A 15,784-nucleotide genomic window follows, 5' to 3' on the forward strand; every position below is an offset into this window, starting at 1 on the left:
AATGTCACTGTTGTTATGCTTGCAACGAACGCCGGCCATATTACCACAGCGTGCTTGTGGTTGTTACACACTCGTGCTCATTCAGTGAACGCTTTGGCACATTTCGATACATTTCGGCGTCGGTGCTTCCTACAGTATAGAGAGTAACCAACACGCCGGAGCGGCGACTTGACGCGGCCAGCCGCCCCCCTCTTCTATCAGTATGTTAGCGCAGCAATTTGCTCATTAACCACACTATCCACAGGGCATTGATAATCATTTTCAATATCATTTAATTAACTATAATGATCCGACTGCTTACGCGGTGCTCCCCCTTTGCGCCGCCCCTACACCACTGGAGATGATGATTATGAGTTATTCACTGCCATCCCTGCCGTACGCTTACGACGCACTGGAACCGCATTTCGACAAGCAGACGATGGAAATCCACCACACCAAACACCACCAGACCTACGTCAACAACGCCAACACCGTGCTGGAAGCCTACCCTGAACTGGCTAAATACAGCGTTGAAGAGCTGATCCAGGATCTGGATAAAGTGCCTGCCGACAAACGCACCTTCATGCGCAACAACGCCGGCGGCCACGCCAACCACAGCTTCTTCTGGAAAAACCTGAAAACCGGCACCACGCTGGGCGGCGATCTGAAAGCAGCCATCGAGCGCGATTTCGGCAGCGTTGAGAAATTCCAGGAAGAGTTCGAGAAAGCCGCAGCCACCCGCTTTGGTTCCGGTTGGGCCTGGCTGGTGCTGAAAGACGGCAAACTGGCCGTGGTGTCTACCGCTAACCAGGACAGCCCGCTGATGGGCGAAGCCGTCGCCGGCGCTTCCGGTTTCCCAATCATCGGCCTGGACGTGTGGGAACACGCTTACTATCTGAAATATCAGAACAAACGTCCTGACTACATCAAGGCGTTCTGGAACGTTGTCAACTGGGATGAAGCCGCCGCGCGCTTCGCCGCGAAGAAGTAATTCGCCCCCATTGATGAAGATGCCCGCCACCGGCGGGTATTTTTTTGCCTGTAATCCGCTAAAGTTTGACCACTTCTTGCCGATGGTTTGTTCAATTGACGTTCGCCCGGAGAAGGAAAAACGCTATGGCGGCATTGCAAGCATTGGCAGGAAAGTTCACTCATCTCACCGTAGGTAAAAAGCTCGGCCTCGGCTTCGCGCTGTTGCTGCTGTTGGCGGTGGTCATCGCCGGCACCGGGGCACAATATCTGCATATCATCGAATCCCGCGCCGATCGCATCGACTTCAGCAGCCGGCTGAACGAGGAGATCAACCAGGCCAAATACAATCGCGCCATGTACGGCCAGACCTACCGGCCAGAGTATATTCAGAACAACCGCGCCAATATTGAAAATGCCGTCAAACTGATAGACCAGGGGCAGGCGCTGGACTGGGACGCCCAAAGCCGCAAGGATCTGCAGCGTCTGGTGACCCTGATCGGGGAATATCAGCAACAGCAAAAAGTCTTTGAGCAGGCGGTCACGGCGAAAGACGCGGTGCGCCAGAGCTGGAACATGTCGGAAGTCCAGGCCAGCCTGAGCCAGGTGGAGCGCCAGTTGACCAACGGCGATCTGCAGCTGGCCTTCATCCAGCTGAATCAGAAGCTGACCCAGGTACGTTACGGTGCGCGCGGCCTGCTGCTGAGCCTGAACAAGGAAACCGAAGCCCCGTTGATGGCGGCCATCGACGATGCGCGCGACGCGGCCAACGCCCTGAGCCGCCGGGTCAGCGACGCGCAGCGCCCGCAGTTGCAACCGCTGCTGGCCGCCCTGGACGATTACAAAAACCACATCGCGGCTTACCTGCCGGCCTATGAGCACGAACAGCAGATCAGCCGGCAACTCGGCGAACGCGCGCAAGCGATCGGCATGCTGGTGAACGCCTTTATGCAGGACGAGCTGGTGCAGACGCGCAACAACATCAATCTGGCGCAGCTGCAAATGGGCATCACCACCCTGATCGCCATCATCGCCGGGGTACTTATCGCCTGGCGCATCACGCTGCAGATCACCCGTCCGCTGCACAGCACGCTGGCCATGGCGGAACGCATCGCCGGCGGCGACCTGCGCCAGGCGCAGACCAGTACCCGCCGCGACGAGCTGGGGCAGCTGCTGAACGCGGTGGCGGCGATGAGCCAAAATCTGCGCACCATGATTGAGAAGATCCAGATGGGGGTCAGCCAGGTTTCTACCGCCTCTGCGGAAATCGCCGCCGGCAACACCGATCTCTCTTCCCGCACCGAGCAGCAGGCGGCAGCGGTCGAGGAAACCGCCGCCAGCATGGAACAGCTGACCGCCACGGTGAAACAGAATGCCGACAACGCCCATCACGCCAACCAGCTGGCCACCGACGCCTCGCAAACCGCGCAACAGGGCGGCAAGCTGGTGGAAAACGTGGTCAGCACCATGCGCGATATCTCCAGCAGTTCGCAGCGTATCGCCGAAATTACCACCCTGATCAACGGCATTGCCTTCCAGACCAACATCCTGGCGCTCAACGCCGCGGTGGAAGCGGCGCGCGCCGGCGAACAGGGCCGGGGCTTCTCGGTGGTTGCCAGCGAAGTGCGCAGCCTGGCGAGCCGCAGCGCCCAGGCGGCCAAGGAGATCGAAGGGCTGATCGCCGAATCGGTCAGCCGGGTGAAAACCGGCACCGAACTGGTGGAAAGCACCGGCAACACCATGGAACAGATCGTCCGCTCGGTCACCCACGTGCGCGACATCATGGCCGAAATTGCCGCCGCCTCCGATGAGCAGACGCGCGGCATCGCCCAGATTGGCCAGGCGATCGTCGAGATGGACCACACCACCCAGCAGAACGCCGCGCTGGTCGAAGAGTCCGCCGCCGCCGCCGATTCGCTGGAAGAACAGGCCGACATGCTGTTGCAGAGCGTTTCGGTGTTCCGTTTGGCGGAGCAGGCCGAACCCGCCGCCGTGAAAGCCGCCGCGCCGAAAGCGCCGGCGGTAAAACCCGCGGCCGCCAACGCCGCGGCGGAAGAGAACTGGACCACCTTCTGATGCCCCGCCCCACCCGCCCGACGATTTTCGGGCGGGTTGTTATGTCCCCCCGGCACAACTCAGGCTATGCTGAGCCCTCGACGCGAGACACGGAGGCGCACATGCATCACCCAGACGTTTACATCGGTAATATTCAACCCTATGAGGGCGGGCGCCCCAGCGCCATCGCCAAACGCCAGGTGGATGGCGCCATCCGGCTCACGCCGCTCGGCCTGGAAGGCGACGAACAGGCGGAAAAAAGCTACCACGGCGGGCCGGACCGCGCGCTGTGCCACTACCCGCGCGAGCATTACGCCCACTGGCGCGAGCAGTTTCCGGCGCAGGCAGAGCAGTTTTGCGCCCCGGCCTTCGGCGAGAATATCTCCACCGAAGGGCTGACCGAACACAATGTGTTTATGGGTGACATCTTCCGCTGGGGCGAAGCGCTGATCCAGGTTACCCAACCGCGCTCGCCGTGCTTCAAGCTCAATTATCACTTCGCCATCGAGGATATTTCGGTGCTGATGCAGCAAAGCGGCCGCTGCGGCTGGCTGTATCGGGTGGTGTCGCCCGGCGCGGTCAGCGGCGATCGTCCGCTGGAGCTGGCGGCGCGCAACAGCGACGTATCGGTCGCCGAAGCCATCGCCATCGCCTGGCATATGCCGTTCGACGCGGAACAGTATCGCCGCCTGTTGGCGGTAGCCGGCCTCTCCGCCAGCTGGAGCAAGACCATGCTCACGCGGCTCGCCGAAGGGCGCCTCGAGGACTTCAACCGCCGCCTGCTCGGCCGTTAAAAGCGCAGGCGCAAAAGATGAAAAACGTGCGCCGAATGCCGCGTTAAATCTATTCTTCCACCTATACTGTAGCCGCACGTTTTTTCAGCCAGGAGCCAGGTATATGACCACCCCGACCCATTCGATTCATCACGCCGCCGCCGAAGGCTATCAGGCCAATGCCGATCGCTATGTGAAGGGCCGGCCGGATTACCCGCCGGAAATCGCCGCCTGGCTGCGTGAGACTATCGGCCTGCACGCCGGCATGACGGTCATCGATCTCGGCGCCGGCACCGGCAAATTCACCCCGCGCCTGCTGGAAACCGGCGCGCAGGTGATCGCCGTCGAACCGGTGCCGCAAATGCTGGAAAAACTGTCGGCGGCGCTGCCGCAGGTGAAAACGCTGGCGGGCACCGCCGAGGCGATCCCGCTACCGGACGAGTCGGTCGATGCGGTAGTGTGTGCCCAATCTTTCCACTGGTTCGCCACGCCGCAGGCGCTGGCGGAGATCCAGCGCATCCTCAAGCCCGGCGGCAAACTCGGTCTGGTGTGGAACATGCGCGATGCGCGCGTCGGTTGGGTACGTAAATTGAATCAGATCGTCGATCGCCACGAAGGCGATGCGCCGCGTTTCTATACCGGTGAATGGCGCAAGTTCTTCCCGTTCAAAGGCTTTGAACCGCTGCAGGAGCAGGTGTTTATGCTGGGTCACCGCGGCGCGGTGGAGGACGTGATCTACAACCGCGTGCGTTCAACCAGCTTTATCGCCGCGCTGCCGCAGCCGCAACAGGAGCAGGTTATCGAGCGGTTGCGCCAGCTGGTGGCGGAAGAAGAGGAGCTGCGGGGCCAGGACACGGTCACCGTGCCCTATCAGACCAAGGCGTATTTCACCACCAAGGTCTGACGCCAGGGGGTTCAGAACGCTTTCTTGGCGTAACCGGTGACCGCTTTCAGGCCCATCTCGCGGCCCAGCGCGGTCATCGGGTGCACCACGATCAGCCCGCGCGCGCTCTTCTTCAGCGCACCCATATCGGCCTGCTCTTTCTTGGTGATCTCGCGGCTGAACGGCAGCTTGCTCAGCTTCTGCGCTTCGGCGCTCAGCTTCTCGCCGCGCACGTTTTTCAGGCGTTCGATCTCCGTCGCCAGCTTCTCTTTCTCTTTGGTGTGCTGCGCGATCAACTCAGGGTTGCCCTGTTGGATCACGGTGGCGTCTTTGTGGTTCAAGGCGTCCAGCAGGTCGCTCAGGCGCTTGATCTCTGCCTTTTCTTTCTCTTTCATGGTCTCTGGCCCGTTGTGCCCCAAATGGCACGCTAATCAATGATACCGGCATTGTAGCAAAAGGCGCGCGCCGTTACCCGTCCTGCGCAATGCCGGGCGGCAGGCCGCTCATCTCGCAGGCCCTGGCGCCGAGCCGGGCCAACGCCTGGGTGTAGCGCGCGTTGAACGGGTAGCAGCAGGAAAGCCGCAGCGCGTTGCGGTAGCGCCCGCTGGGGGAATACAGGGTGCCCGGCGTCAAACAAATCTGCTCCTCCAGCAACTGATGGAACAGCGCCACGCTGTCCACGCCGGGGGGAAACTCGACCCAAAACACGAACCCGCCCGCCGGCTGCGTGGCCAGCGTGCCGCGCGGGAAATGCCGGGCGATCAGCGCCCGCGCCTCGTCCACCTGCGCCGCATAGCGCTTGCGCAGGTTGCGCAAATGGTGATCGTAGCCGCCGCTCTCGAGGAAGGTCGCCAGCGTTTCCGACAGCAGCTGCGACTCGGACATCGACGACACCGCCTTCAGCTTGCGCAACGCCTCGTGGAAGCGGCCGCCGCAGATCCAGCCGACGCGAAAATCCGGCGCCAGCGTTTTGGTAAAGCTGGAGCAAAACAGCACCCAGCCGTCACGATCGAACGCCTTCACCGCCGGCGACAGCGCGCCGCCGAACTGGATCTCGGCATACAGCCCGTCTTCAATCAACGGCACCTGATGATCGTTCATCAGCCGCGCCAGCCGCTTTTTCGCCGCCAGCGGCATAGTGCAACCCAGCGGGTTTTGCACCGTCGGCATGGCGATCACCGCGTTCAGCCGCTTCTCGCTCAATAGCAGCTCCAGCGCGTCCAGCGACAGCCCCAGCTGCGGATCGGTGGGGATTTCCAGCGCTTTCAGCCCCAGGCTGGCCAGCAGCGGCAGCAGATAGAAATAGGTTGGCGACTCCAGCCCGACGCAGTCGCCCGGTTTGGTGGTGGCGCGCAACGCCAGCTGCAGCGCTTCCATGCAGCCGTGGGTCAGCACCACGTCGCCCGGCTCCAGCAGCATGCCCAGCGTCATCGAGCGGCGGGCGATCTGCTGGCGCAGCCGCAGGCTGCCGGGCGGCAACGGGTACTGCCCGATCAGATCCGGCTGGCGGCGCAGCTGAGAGGACAGCATGCGCCCCAGCTTGCCGCCGGGATAAAAATCGCTGGTCTGCGGGCAGGCCAGCGCAATGTTGGTGAAAGCCGGGTTTTGCTGGGCAGCGAACACGGTGTCGATCAGCGCCAGCACATCGTCCGCCGGCGGTTCGATACGCCCGCTGGGCGCCGAGGCCATCTTCAGCGCCGGCAGCGTGCTGCGAACATAAAACCCCGACTGCGGCCGCGCTTCGATCAGCCCGCGATCCTCCAGCGTGCGGTAAGCCGACACCACGGTATTGATGCTGACGCGATGGGTTTGCGCACAGCGCCGCACCGACGGCAAGCGGTCGCCGGGCAACAGCGTGCCGCGGCGAATCGCCTCGGCCAGCGTATCCGCCAGCTGCAGGTAACGGGTATCCGGGGTTTCATCGAGCAGGGTCACAGTTTCTCTCCAGGCAATGGTTACAGTTCACATTTTGCGAAACTGTAACCATAACAATATCCGATTTTTGGTTCTGTCACCATCCCATCGCAGCGATTATGCTGATCCTCTCGTGATTACCGCCATTTTCAAGGAACCTGCCATGCTGGACTCCGCCTTTGTCAGCTACGTCACCGTCATGTCGATTACCCCCGGCCCCAATAACCTGCTGCTGGCCTCGTCGGGCGTCAACTTCGGCCTGCGCCGCACCCTGCCGATGCTGCTTGGCATCTGCGTCGGCTGTGCGGTGCAGCTGGCGATCATTATCCCGCTGCTGGCGCTGGCGCTGAGCTGGGCCGGCGTCATCCGCTTTCCGCTGGCGGTGATCGGCTGCGCCTACCTGCTGTGGCTGTCATGGAAACTGTTCCAGGCGGCCTCGCCGGACGCCAAAGAGCAGGCGCAGCCGATGAGCCTGCTCAACGGCGCGCTGTTTCAGGCGGTCAACCCCAAGGCCTGGCTGATGGTGATCAACGTGGCGATCCTGTTCACCCCGCGCGAAGGCGCCACCTTCGTCCATACGCTGTCGGTCATCGCCGGCTTCGCGCTGCTGAACCTGCCGTGCGTGCTGCTGTGGGCGGTGCTGGGCGATCGGTTGCGCAACGCGCTGCGGGTCACCTGGAAGCTGCGCGCCTTCAACGGCGTGATGTCCGGCCTGATGGCCGCCACCGCACTGTGGTTGTTGTTCGACGAGTGGCGCGCGGCCTTTGCTTAGCCGCGGCCGAGAGGAGAGAGTCGGGAAGGTTGTTTGGCGCCGATGCCGGCGATCAGATCGGTAATGGACAGCACCATGGTGGAGCGCACCATCTGCTGATAGCGCTGGCGCTGCATGGCGATCAGCGCTTCATCCGCTTCGCCCGGCTGCAGGAAGGTCGGCACCGGCGGCAGCGCGGCCACGCAGTGCAGCTCGCCGAACGGCCCGAGGATCTCGTCGTCGACGAAGCGGTATTCCGAACCGTCGTGGTTCAGCTCTTCGCGCATCGCCATCAGCAGCTCGGCGTCTTCATATTCGTGGCGGGAAATCACCCCCAGCCCGTACATCAGCTTCAGGCGCACCGACAGCTCCCCGAGCGGGCCGCTGCCGGACAATAGCGGTTCGACGGCATATTTCACCGCGTAGTCATCCTTGCGGAATACCTGCACCACCAGCACGTTGAGCGCTTCCGCCAGCAGCTCTACCGCCGCGATCAGGAAGCTGCGCACCGTTTTGCCCGCGTTCAGCTTTTCCAGAACCTGGTTTTCAAATGCCTGTGCTTCTTCCATCGTCGCTTTTCGAAAGGCGTGGGGAGGGCCGTCGATGCCGAACTCGGGTTGCAGGAGCGCAGCAAGCTGCGCTCGGGTGTTCATCATCACGATTCTACTTGTGCATGGCGTTATACACAGCAACGGCCTGTTCTACAACCTCGCTTTCCGCCGGCAGGCCGGAAATTTGCGCCAGCGCGGCTTTCGGCCCGAGCGTGTTCAGCAATTCCACCAACTCCAGCGCCTGCGGATCCTGTTCGCTGCGGTAGCTCATGGCAGCGGCGATGCCCTGGATCAGGTTGGCGTGCGGCAGGCCGTATTCCAGCGTGCCCAGCAGCGGTTTGATCAGGCGATCGCCGGCGCTCAGTTTGCGCAGCGGCTGGCGCCCCACGCGCTCGACGTCGTCGTGCAGATACGGGTTTTCGAAGCGGCCGAGGATTTTGTTGATGTAGGCGGCGTGCTTGTCGGCGTCGAAGCCGTAGCGCTTGATCAGCACCGCACCGCTCTCTTCCATCGCCCCTGTCACCACGCGGCGGATCGCCGGGTCGAGAATGGCGTCGCGAATGGTTTGCAGCCCGGCCTGTTGGCCGAGGTAGGCGGTGATGGCGTGGCCGGTATTGAGGGTGAACAGCTTGCGCTCGACGAACGCCATCAGGTTATCGGTCAGCTCCATGCCGGCGATCGCCGGAGGCTGGCCTTTGAACTGGGTCTGATCGACGATCCATTCGCTGAAGGTTTCCACCGTCACTGCCAGCGGATCGCTGCTGTCCGCCGGCGGCACGATGCGGTCGACCGCCGAATCGACGAAGCCGACGTGCTGCTCAACCCATGCCTGCTCGTCCTGCGGCAGCGCGGCGAACACATGCTGCTTCAGCTGGCTGGTGCCGCGCACCATATTCTCGCAGGCGATGATGTTCAGCGGCTGCACATGGCCCTGCTGATGACGCAGCACCAGCCCTTTGGCGATCGTGCCGGCGATTTTGCCGAGAATTTGCGGGCCAACGGCGGTGGTCACCAGATCCGCCTCGGCGATCAGCGCCGCCGCCGCCTCGCTGCCGCTGTTGACGGCGCTGACGTTGTTGACGCTCTCCACGCGTTCTTGCTCGCCCACCACGTGCACCGCGTAGCTTTTACGGCTGTTCAGCAGATCCAGCACCGTTTGATTGACGTCGGCGAAGGTCAGCTCAGCCCCTGCGTCCGCCAGCAGCTTGCCGATAAATCCGCGGCCGATGTTCCCTGCGCCAAAATGTAATGCTTTCATAACTCTACCTTCTTAATGTCGAAGGGTGCAGCAAGCTGCACCCTTTAAAATGATTCCGTTATCCGGCTTTTTTGCCGCCGAGCAGGTCCAGCACTTCCTGCACGCTGGTGGTATTCGCCAGCCGCTCGATCACGCTCTCGTCATCCAGCGCGTTGGTCAGGCTGGTGATCACCTGAATATGCTCGTTGTTGCGCGCGGCAATGCCGATCACCAGGCGGGCCACTTCATCCTCTTCTTCGCCGAAGCGCACGCCCTGCGGGTACTGGCAGAACACCACGCCGGTACGCAGCACCCGGTCCTTGGCCTCGATGGTGCCGTGCGGCACGGCGATCGACTCGCCCAGGTAGGTGGAGGTGAGTTTTTCGCGCTCCAGCATCGCCGGCACATACTCCGCCTCGACGTAGCCGCCTTTCACCAGCTGCTCGCCGGCGAAGCGGATCGCCTGCTCTTTGTCGCTGGCCTGCAGGTTGAGGAACACGTTGCTCTCGCTCAGCTTGAACAGGTTCGGTTCCCCGGCTTCGAAGCTGTCATCCAGTGCGCCCAGCACCTTCTGCTGGTTATCGCTGGTTTTGTTGGCCGCCACCAAGCGATCGACCAGATCGCTGTACAGCTTGCTGTCAAGGAAGTTGGTCAGCGAGATGTGCTGGGCCTGCGGCGCGTGGCGCATCGCACGCTCGGTCAGATCGCGGTGGGTGATCACCAGGTCCACGTCGTCCGGCAGGCTGTTGATGGCGCTGTTGGTCACCGAGATGTTCTTCAGCCCGGCGTCGGCCACTTTCTTGCGCAGCACTCCGGCGCCCATGGCGCTGGAGCCCATGCCCGCATCGCAGGCGACGATGATTTTGCGCACGGTGCTCAGATCGCCGTCGACCGCCGCTTGCGCGGCCGCGCCGCCTTTGGACTGCGATTTCATCTCTTGCACGCGGCGGGTCGCGGCTTCCAGATCGTCATCCTCTTTCACCTTGGAGGTTTTCAGCAGGAAAGCGGACACCACGAAGGAGACGGCAAAGGCTGCGCACACCGCCGCAATGTTGGCGAAGTAGGCGCCTTTCGGCGTCATCGCCAGCACCGCCAGGATCGAACCCGGAGAAGCCGGAGAAACCAGGCCGCCGTTCAGCATCGTCAGGGTGAAGACGCCGGTCATGCCGCCCAGGATCACCGCCAACAGCAGGCGTGGGTTCATCAGCACGTAAGGGAAGTAGATTTCGTGGATGCCGCCCAGGAAGTGAATGATTGCCGCACCGCCGGCGGATTGTTTGGCGCTGCCACGGCCGAAGAACATGTAGGCCATCAGTACGCCCATGCCCGGGCCAGGGTTGGCTTCGATCAGGAAGAACACCGACTTGCCGGCTTCCGTGGCCTGCTGGATACCCAGCGGCGAGAAGATGCCGTGGTTGATGGCGTTGTTCAGGAACAGGATTTTCGCCGGTTCAACGAAGATGGACGCTAATGGCAGCAGGTTGTTCGTCACCATCACGTGTACGCCCGCCGCCAGCAGCTTGGAGAGCACCTCCACCAGCGGCCCGATGCCCAGGAAGGCCAGGATCGCCAGCAGCATGCCGATGATGCCGGCGGAGAAGTTGTTCACCAGCATTTCAAAGCCGCTTTTGATCTTGCCGTCCACCCAGCGGTCAAAGTGCTTGATAGCCCAGCCGCCCAGCGGGCCGGCGATCATCGCGCCGAGGAACATCGGCATGTCGGCGCCGACGATGACGCCCATGGTGGTGATGGCGCCGACCACGCCGCCGCGATCGCCGCCCACCAGCCGCCCGCCGGTGTAGCCGATCAGCAGCGGCAGCAGGTAGGTGATCATCGGGCCGACCAGCTTGGCCAAGGTTTCATTCGGCAGCCAGCCGGTTGGAATGAATAGCGCGGTGATAATCCCCCAGGCGATAAAGGCGCCGATGTTGGGCATCACCATGTTGCTCAGGAAGCGGCCAAAGTTTTGCACTTTAACCTTGATGTCTGGTGAAAACATAAAACACACCCCTATTGTTACGCGCTGACAATAGAGCGCGTGATTATTGTTGTGACGATCCAGCCGTGTTGCCGCTGTATGCGAAACGGACTCTATCACGCTGTTTTTGTCACGCGAACTTCACGAATTTTTTGTGATACAAATCACATACAACACCCCAACAAACCACCCTTTATAGTGATAAAGATCACATTTATGACGTGTAAAAAAAGCACAGTGAGAAAAAAACCCCCTAAAAACCCACAATAAAGTGATACAAGTCACATTTTTAATTTGGTTATTTGTTTTTAGATTGTGATGTTCATCACAATTTATTTTCAGCTGCAGCGCCCGATCGCGACGCTCTGTTTGATCTTCCCTGTGAGCACTCATCCCGCCGGGAAATAGCGAAGTGATGAATGAAAGAAAACTACATTGCCGAATGAATGGATTAATTGAAGTGTAGTACAGAAGCCTGAGCAATAAACCAGCAAGCTATTGGAAACGCTGAGGGGAAATAAAACAGGCCGGCAATGCCGGCCTGCTGCGTACGTGGAGGCGTTATTGCGTCACGCTTTGGATGGCTTTCTGCGCATTCAGCAAGTTCTGCTGTTTGGCCACCAGATTCGACATCATGGTGTTGTACTGCGCCACCTGCTGCGCGGTGCGGAACTGCACGCCGTTGTTGTTGAAGCTGACCTGATTGCCCTGGCTCTGCAGGAAATCGCCAACCTGCACCAGATCCTGCACGAAGCTGGCGGTGGTCGGGATCGCCGGCATCAAGGCGTTGGCCGGTGCGGTGACGATCTTGTCGTAGGCCTGGTTGTACACCGCCTTCAGATCGTCGGGCAGCTTCAGCGCTGCGCGGGCGGTATCCGCCTGCGACTTGGCCGACTGGATCTGCTGGCCCAGCAGGTTCAACGCCCCGACCGATTGCTGCAGCGCATCGCGTTTGTTCAGGTAGTCCTGCGCGGTGCGGATCTGGTTAATCTGATCCAGCGCCGGCGTCAGGCTGGCGCCGACCGACTTGGACAACTGCTGCGAAAAGCCGACCAAAATCGCGTAATCGCCGGCATAGTTGCCGAACTTCTGCTTCTGATCTTCGCTCAGCGTGGGGATGTTCGCCCCGCTGCGCATCACGGTATTCTGCAAGTAATCGATAAATGCTTTGCGCTGTTCCGGCTCTTTATCGCCGCAGGCGGTCAATTGCATGACCACCAACAATGCCAATACCGGTGCCAACCAACGCGCGAAACCTCTGCTCTGGATCCCTACCGCCATGTGACATAACTCCTGTTATAAACCTGCTTTTTCATTGGACTCCGCCCCTTTTTCCGCACTCCGTGCGCCTATAAGAATAGATCAACTGGCGGCGTTCCGATACGCGATTCCGCTTGCGGTGAGCATTGCCCCGGCCGGATGCGGTTAAAAATCGTGCGCAAAACGCACTGAGGTTCATTGCCGTCGGCGACCGGACGCTTCAATTTCCCCAAGTCGCCCCCCAATTCGCCAGGCGGCCTTGCCTTCGCACCCAGGAAACGGAAATAAAAAAGGCGCCCGCGGGCGCCTTTTCACAGCAGAGAATCGCTTACTGCAGCACGGAGATATCCGCCACCTGCAGGAACAGTTCGCGCAGCTTGCTCAGCAGCGTCAGACGGTTCACGCGCACTTCCGCATCGTCCGCCATCACCATCACGTTGTCGAAGAACGCATCCACCGGCTCGCGCAGCGCTGCCAGCTCCACCAGCGCTTCCTGGTAGTTGCCCGCCGCGAAGTACGGCTGCAGCTTATCGCGCAGCACCACCAGGTGGGTCGCCAGCTGGATCTCCGCCGCATCCTTCAGCACCGAGGCGCGCACGCTGTCGTTCAGCGTTTCGGTAGACTTGGCCAGAATGTTGGAGACGCGTTTGTTGGCCGCAGCCAGCGCCGCCGCCGCTTCCAGCGTGCGGAAGTAGGACACCGCCTTGACGCGCGCATCGAAGTCGGCCGGCTTGGTCGGACGGCGCGCCAGCACCGCCTGAATGGTATCGACCGCGTGGCCTTCTTCCTGATACCAGGCGCGGAAGCGGCCCAGCATGAATTCCACCACCTCGTCGACCACCTTGGCGTTGGTCAGCTTGCTGCCGTACAGGCGCACGGCCTCTTCGGTCAGGGTCTGCAGATCCAGCGGCAGGTTTTTCTCGACGATGATGCGCAATACGCCCAGCGCGGCGCGGCGCAGCGCGAACGGATCTTTATCGCCTTTCGGATGCTGCCCGATGCCGAAGATGCCGGCCAGGGTGTCCATCTTGTCGGCGATCGCCAGGGAACAGGCCACCAGCGACTGCGGCAGCGCATCGCCGGCGTAGCGCGGCTGATACTGCTCGTTCAGCGCAACGGCGACGTCTTCCGCCTCACCGTCGTGGCGCGCGTAGTGCATGCCCATCACGCCCTGGGTGTCGGTGAATTCGAACACCATGTTGGTCATCAGGTCGCACTTCGACAGCAGGCCCGCGCGGGTGGCGTGGTTGACGTCGGCGCCAATCTGGCCGGCAACCCAGCCCGCCAGCGCCTGAATGCGGTCGGTTTTGTCGCGCAGGGTGCCCAGCTGCTGTTGGAACAGCACGGTTTCCAGGCGCGGCAGGTTATCTTCCAGGCGTTTCTTGCGGTCGGTGTTGAAGAAGAACTCGGCGTCGGCCAGGCGCGGACGCACCACCTTCTCGTTACCGGAGATGATCTGCTGCGGGTCTTTCGACTCGATGTTGGCCACGAAGATAAAGTTCGGCAGCAGTTTGCCTGCGGCGTCGTACACCGGGAAATACTTCTGGTCGCCCTTCATGGTGTACACCAGCGCTTCCGCCGGCACCGCCAGGAATTTCTCTTCGAATTTGGCGGTCAGCACCACCGGCCATTCCACCAGCGAGGCCACTTCTTCCAGCAGGCTGTCGCTCAGATCGGCCTTGCCGCCAATCTTCTGCGCCGCCAGCTCAGCGTCGCGCTTGATGAGGGCTTTACGCGCTTCATAGTCGGCGACCACTTTGCCGCGCTCCAGCAGGATCTGCGGGTATTGGTCGGCGTTGTCGAGGGTGAATTCGGCTTCGCCCATGAAGCGGTGGCCGCGCACGGTGCGCGCAGAGTCGATGCCCAGCACGGTGCCCGGGATCAGATCGGTACCCAGCAGCATCGTGACGGTGTGCACCGGTCGCACGAACTGCACGTCGGAGTCGCCCCAACGCATCAGTTTAGGGATCGGCAGCTTGCCGAGCGCGGTGCTGACCATGCCGGCCAGCAGTTGCTGCGCCGACTGGCCTTTGACGTGGGCGCGGTACATCAACCACTCGCCCTTGTCGGTTACCAGGCGTTCAGCCTGATCGACGGTGATACCGCAGCCGCGCGCCCAGCCTTCGGCCGCTTTGCTCGGTTTGCCTTCGGCGTCGAACGCCTGGGCGATCGCCGGGCCGCGTTTTTCAATTTCGCGATCGGCCTGCGCCGCGCTCAGGTTGGCCACTTTCAGCGCCAGGCGGCGCGGTGCGGCGAACCAGCTCACGTCACCGTGTTCCAGGCCGGCGTTGTCCAGCTCGGCGGTGAAGTTGGCGGCGAAAGATTCCGCCAGGGAACGAAGCGCCTTCGGCGGCAGCTCTTCCGTGCCGATTTCCACCAGGAAAGTCTGTTGAGTCATGGCTGCCTCTTAGTTCTCGTTCTTCTTGTTGCACATCGGGAAGCCCAGCGCTTCACGGGAAGCATAGTAGGCTTCGGCAACGGCCTTGGTCAGCGTGCGGATGCGCAGAATGTAGCGTTGGCGCTCGGTCACCGAAATCGCCTTGCGCGCGTCCAGCAGGTTGAAGGTATGGCCCGCCTTCAGGATGCGTTCGTAGGCCGGCAGCGGCAGCGGTTTTTCCAGCGCCAGCAGCGATTGAGCTTCTTTCTCGTACTGCTCGAAGCAGGAGAACAGGAAGTCGACGTCGGCGTATTCGAAGTTGTAGGTGGACTGCTCCACTTCGTTCTGGTGGAACACGTCACCGTAGGTAGTGACGCCCAGCGGGCCGTTGCTCCACACCAGATCGTACACGCTGTCCACGCCCTGGATGTACATCGCCAGGCGCTCCAGCCCGTAGGTGATCTCGCCGGTCACCGGCTTGCACTCCAGGCCGCCGACCTGCTGGAAATAGGTGAACTGCGTCACTTCCATGCCGTTCAGCCACACTTCCCAACCCAGGCCCCAGGCGCCGAGCGTCGGGTTTTCCCAGTTGTCTTCCACGAAGCGAATGTCGTGGATGGTCGGATCCAGACCCAGCTCTTTCAGCGAGCCCAGGTAGAGTTCCTGAATGTTGTCCGGCGACGGCTTAATCACCACCTGGAACTGGTAGTAGTGCTGGAGACGGTTCGGGTTTTCGCCGTAACGGCCGTCGGTCGGGCGGCGGGATGGCTGCACATAGGCGGCGGCCATCGGCTCCGGCCCCAGTGCGCGCAGGCACGTCATCGGGTGTGAGGTTCCCGCGCCGACTTCCATGTCCAATGGTTGAACGATGGTGCAGCCCTGGCGCGCCCAATAATCCTGCAGTGTCAGGATCAGGCCCTGGAAGGTCTTGGTATCAAACTTTTGCATGTTGAATTCGCACGCGATACAAGTGGATTTAGATGGAATGCGCCAGTATACCCTTTGACCGTAAGATATACAGCCAGAATCCGGCAACAAGTGCGAATCGGGCCGAGAA

At 61.5% G+C, this 15,784-nt stretch carries 13 protein-coding genes; 5 read left to right on the top strand and 8 right to left on the bottom strand.

Features of this window, described 5'->3' with window-relative positions:
* Positions 1-349: 349 nt before the first annotated feature.
* The 4 genes from sodA (at position 350) to M6G53_RS10225 (ending at position 4,680) form a co-directional block, all read left to right on the top strand.
* Positions 350-970, top strand: a complete 621-nt coding sequence (sodA, locus tag M6G53_RS10210) for a superoxide dismutase [Mn] (RefSeq protein WP_004934003.1) — start codon at positions 350-352, stop codon at positions 968-970.
* Between the two features lie 125 nt (positions 971-1,095).
* Complete coding sequence (locus M6G53_RS10215; RefSeq protein WP_253331013.1) at positions 1,096-3,024, top strand: methyl-accepting chemotaxis protein; 1,929 nt, start codon at positions 1,096-1,098, stop codon at positions 3,022-3,024.
* A gap of 101 nt (positions 3,025-3,125) precedes the next feature.
* Entirely contained in the window at positions 3,126-3,797 is a 672-nt protein-coding gene (gene yiiM, locus M6G53_RS10220; protein ID WP_025304787.1) for a 6-hydroxyaminopurine reductase, read from the top strand.
* Between the two features lie 103 nt (positions 3,798-3,900).
* A complete protein-coding gene (locus tag M6G53_RS10225) occupies positions 3,901-4,680 on the top strand; it encodes a class I SAM-dependent methyltransferase (protein WP_253331015.1) in 780 nt (259 codons plus the stop codon).
* Between the two features lie 11 nt (positions 4,681-4,691).
* Here M6G53_RS10225 and M6G53_RS10230 read toward each other — a convergent pair whose 3' ends face one another.
* Positions 4,692-5,054, bottom strand: coding sequence for a YibL family ribosome-associated protein (locus tag M6G53_RS10230; RefSeq protein ID WP_004933989.1), 363 nt, complete (start codon positions 5,052-5,054; stop codon positions 4,692-4,694).
* Between the two features lie 73 nt (positions 5,055-5,127).
* Positions 5,128-6,594 carry an aminotransferase-like domain-containing protein gene (locus M6G53_RS10235; RefSeq protein ID WP_253331017.1) on the bottom strand — a complete coding sequence of 489 codons (1,467 nt, stop codon included), beginning with the start codon at positions 6,592-6,594 and terminating at the stop codon, positions 5,128-5,130.
* A gap of 142 nt (positions 6,595-6,736) precedes the next feature.
* Between M6G53_RS10235 and M6G53_RS10240 the strand changes: the two genes are divergently transcribed.
* The gene (locus M6G53_RS10240; RefSeq protein WP_253331020.1) at positions 6,737-7,345 is read left to right on the top strand and encodes a LysE family translocator; all 609 of its coding nucleotides are present in this window, start codon (positions 6,737-6,739) and stop codon (positions 7,343-7,345) included.
* Here the strand turns inward: M6G53_RS10240 and M6G53_RS10245 are convergent.
* The 6 genes from M6G53_RS10245 to glyQ all read right to left on the bottom strand — a co-directional run bounded on the left by M6G53_RS10245 (position 7,342) and on the right by glyQ (position 15,675).
* Positions 7,342-7,893 carry an MltR family transcriptional regulator gene (locus M6G53_RS10245; RefSeq protein ID WP_016929575.1) on the bottom strand — a complete coding sequence of 184 codons (552 nt, stop codon included), beginning with the start codon at positions 7,891-7,893 and terminating at the stop codon, positions 7,342-7,344. The two genes, M6G53_RS10240 and M6G53_RS10245, sit on opposite strands and share 4 nt — an antisense overlap.
* Before the next feature lie 94 nt (positions 7,894-7,987).
* The gene (locus M6G53_RS10250; protein WP_253331022.1) at positions 7,988-9,133 is read right to left on the bottom strand and encodes a mannitol-1-phosphate 5-dehydrogenase; all 1,146 of its coding nucleotides are present in this window, start codon (positions 9,131-9,133) and stop codon (positions 7,988-7,990) included.
* A gap of 58 nt (positions 9,134-9,191) precedes the next feature.
* Positions 9,192-11,111, bottom strand: a complete 1,920-nt coding sequence (locus tag M6G53_RS10255; RefSeq protein ID WP_253331024.1) for a PTS mannitol transporter subunit IICBA — start codon at positions 11,109-11,111, stop codon at positions 9,192-9,194.
* Between the two features lie 540 nt (positions 11,112-11,651).
* The gene (locus tag M6G53_RS10260; RefSeq protein ID WP_253331026.1) at positions 11,652-12,371 is read right to left on the bottom strand and encodes a DUF3053 domain-containing protein; all 720 of its coding nucleotides are present in this window, start codon (positions 12,369-12,371) and stop codon (positions 11,652-11,654) included.
* A gap of 307 nt (positions 12,372-12,678) precedes the next feature.
* Positions 12,679-14,748, bottom strand: a complete 2,070-nt coding sequence (gene glyS / locus M6G53_RS10265; protein WP_253331029.1) for a glycine--tRNA ligase subunit beta — start codon at positions 14,746-14,748, stop codon at positions 12,679-12,681.
* Positions 14,749-14,757: 9 nt separating this feature from the next.
* Complete coding sequence (gene glyQ / locus M6G53_RS10270; protein ID WP_004933966.1) at positions 14,758-15,675, bottom strand: glycine--tRNA ligase subunit alpha; 918 nt, start codon at positions 15,673-15,675, stop codon at positions 14,758-14,760.
* Between the last annotated feature and the right edge of the window lie 109 nt (positions 15,676-15,784).

Source organism: Serratia nevei, from assembly GCF_024160145.1.
In the GTDB taxonomy this organism is placed as follows: Bacteria; Pseudomonadota; Gammaproteobacteria; order Enterobacterales; family Enterobacteriaceae; genus Serratia; species Serratia nevei_A.